Source organism: Limnospira sp. PMC 1279.21, from assembly GCF_032349615.1.
Lineage (GTDB): Bacteria > Cyanobacteriota > Cyanobacteriia > Cyanobacteriales > Microcoleaceae > Limnospira > Limnospira fusiformis.
Genome location: NZ_JARPLU010000011.1, coordinates 1 through 2617, shown reverse-complemented (window position 1 = coordinate 2617; position 2617 = coordinate 1). Strand labels below are relative to the sequence as shown.

Genomic DNA, 2617 nt, shown 5'->3' with positions numbered 1-2617 from the left:
CCGAACGCTGAACTCTGCCGATCGCCTTCCGTTGCATTCGGTTAATTTTTCGAGGGCGATCGCCTTTATATTTCCGTTGAACTCTCGCCCCTGTTTGCTGAATTGTATGGGTTAATTCATGGGCTAATAACCGCCTTCCTCCCACCGAATTCGGGTTATATTGTCCCGCGTTAAAATAGATATCATTTTCGTGAGTAAATGCTTTCGCCCTCAAATTATGACTTAGTTGAACCGCCTCGCTATCCGTGTGAAGACGAACCCCACTGAAATCATTTTCAAACCGAGACTCCATAAACTCGCGGGCCGGGTCTGGAAGTGGAATGCCGCGACCTTTGCGGCGTATAATCCGATTGGCGATCTGAGAAGAAGCCACAAAAGAACCGCCTCCTTTTGGCTGACGTTGTAGTTGCGTGTCCGGCGGTTTGGGTGGGTTTTCCTCCGGTGGGGGGGCGGACGGCGGCGCGAGTTCGTCCATTTCCGCTATCTCTTCTCCACCGATATCGGTTTCTGCTTCCCTGTCTTCCTCTTCTGGGGGAGTTATCAGCCGTTTGGGTTGCAGTTTGGCTGGCGTGTACTCCAGGATCGAAACCCGGTTAAATTGGTAGCCAGAAACCGGATAAGATTGGGGTTGAATTTCTGGTGGCGTTGGGGGAGAAAAAAACGGCGATCGCCCTTCGGTCAAGGTTTCGCTGGTGGCGGTTTCAGTTTCAGAGGTAAATGATGATCGCCCACGCGGTAAAGTCTTCTTGGTCTGGACTCGGTTGGTTGTGGGTGATAGTTGTGGCGCTTTGGTTCTAATTTTCGACATTTTTACCCCCTTAACCCTGATTAGTCAACCCTTTAGGGGTTTGCCACTTCAAGACACAATCGACGATATCATGGCTTTTAGCCCTAATCATTATAAGGTTTTCCAGATATAGGCTGCATAAATGTTAACTAAAATTCACAATTTTTACGGAAAATTAGCATTGATATATTACCCAAAGTTGATGGTCAATGGGTATTTTAACTACAAAAACAGATCGATTCTATCAGTTGAGTTAGCAAAATGCGGGCGTAACCAGAAGAAATCCCAGGGCTATTGTCTAACTCAAGGACCAGTTCACCAAAATCTTGAGTTAGGGTAGCTTCTAATTCTTTGATGGTGATATTATATCCAGCGGATGTGGCAATTTTGAGCAAGTCTTGAATGTGGTCAGCCGCCATGATTTTTTCCTGCCATTCTGGATGATTGGCGATCGCTTCTATAAATGCTCGCATATTTATAATTTTACTCCCCAAGATTTGGTATTTATCCAGCCAGGTTGAACCCCTAAATACGCCTTAAATTCTAAAGGTATTCCGGGGCGATAAGTTAGTTTTACATAAGCTAATCTCCGAAATAAGACACTTTCCCAATCCCTACCCAGAAGTTGAGATCGCCGCCGTAAAGTTTCCGGCCACTTTTCCGGGGAATCTCTCTCATGGGTCAAGCCACCAAAACTCAGGATTGCGTCTCGTTTTTCAGGTAGACAAAATCCTGTTTTCACTAAACCATCGAGAAATGTTTGCCAGGCTTTTCGGTTTTCTAAATAGCATTCCACCGCTATTTGATGACTGAGACTATTCCCATCTATTTCTAGCTGTAAATTAGTTTTATTTATTCCCAAAGATAGCATAGATAAAATGGCTCCGATACTATAGCGATCGCCTAACCATCCAAGTTTGTCAAGATACGGATATATTTGTGTAGGATAAATATCAGCTATATAAAATCTTATAGCCTGGGAATTTCGACTTAATAAAACCCCACTTTGAAATAATTTTGCCGTTGGAGGTAAAGCCTGGAAAGTCTGATGAATAATTTGTCTTTGTGCAGAAGTTAACCGACTGTCTAGCCACCAATTGAGATGATTTTCTAAATCCGCCACCTGTTCCGAACCCCAAAATACACTGGGAACCGGAATTGCTGTATCCGTAGTTAAATCCCCCGTTAAATCCCCCGTTAAATCAAATTCTAACCATAAATCATTAACAGTCCGATAAAAGGATGTATCAGGGTTAGACCATTCCTGGCAAAATCGGCTAATTTTTCGCCATACTGGATGGTCAATTAACCGAGAAGACAGCGAGGGAATTGTGTCATAACCCGCCAACAAATGATATAATTTCGGAAGCGTTTCCACGGCTTCGCTACCAGCGAGGATGTCGCGACCTCCGGTTTCTGGAACCACCCGCAAAAACATATCAGCTTGGGGTTTAGGGTCTGCTAGGCGACATTCAAACCCCACCAAAGAGGCGATCGCACTAGGGAAATGTCGCCCCACCGCCGCCAAACGGCTCAGGGATTCTGGCGAAATTAAATCCGGGGAAATAGAAGGGGCGATCGCCTCCCAATAATCAGTCAGACTTGCCATAGGAAAATATTGAAATTACATTCAAAAATGAGGCTTGGCTTTCCTAAGTTTGATAATCAGGCATTCGTGAAAATTGCCACTCCCAAACCATGAATGGGGCATTGGTGAGCATTTTAGCAAAAGTTGGGAGTCGGAATTTCCTAGATCCGGTGAGGGTGTATCAGCATTGACACTCCCCGCTCTGAAGAGACGGGGATTCTTGGCTCACCGAGACCACTTAA

General features: G+C 45.0%; 3 protein-coding genes. All 3 read right to left on the bottom strand.

Features of this window, described 5'->3' with window-relative positions; genetic code table 11:
• The coding region (locus P5683_RS03070; protein ID WP_315669413.1) for a DUF4157 domain-containing protein at positions 1–808 on the bottom strand (808 nt) is incomplete at its 3' end.
• Positions 809–1005: 197 nt separating this feature from the next.
• Entirely contained in the window at positions 1006–1260 is a 255-nt protein-coding gene (locus tag P5683_RS03065) for a Nif11-like leader peptide family RiPP precursor (protein ID WP_006625393.1), read from the bottom strand.
• 2 nt (positions 1261–1262) lie between these two features.
• Complete coding sequence (locus tag P5683_RS03060) at positions 1263–2396, bottom strand: hypothetical protein (RefSeq protein WP_315639004.1); 1134 nt, start codon at positions 2394–2396, stop codon at positions 1263–1265.
• Between the last annotated feature and the right edge of the window lie 221 nt (positions 2397–2617).

Coding starts and splice junctions, on each gene's coding strand:
- P5683_RS03065 (WP_006625393.1), bottom strand. CDS start 1,260: ATGCGAGCATTTATAGAAGCGATCGCCAATCATCCAGAATGGCAGGAA.
- P5683_RS03060 (WP_315639004.1), bottom strand. CDS start 2,396: ATGGCAAGTCTGACTGATTATTGGGAGGCGATCGCCCCTTCTATTTCC.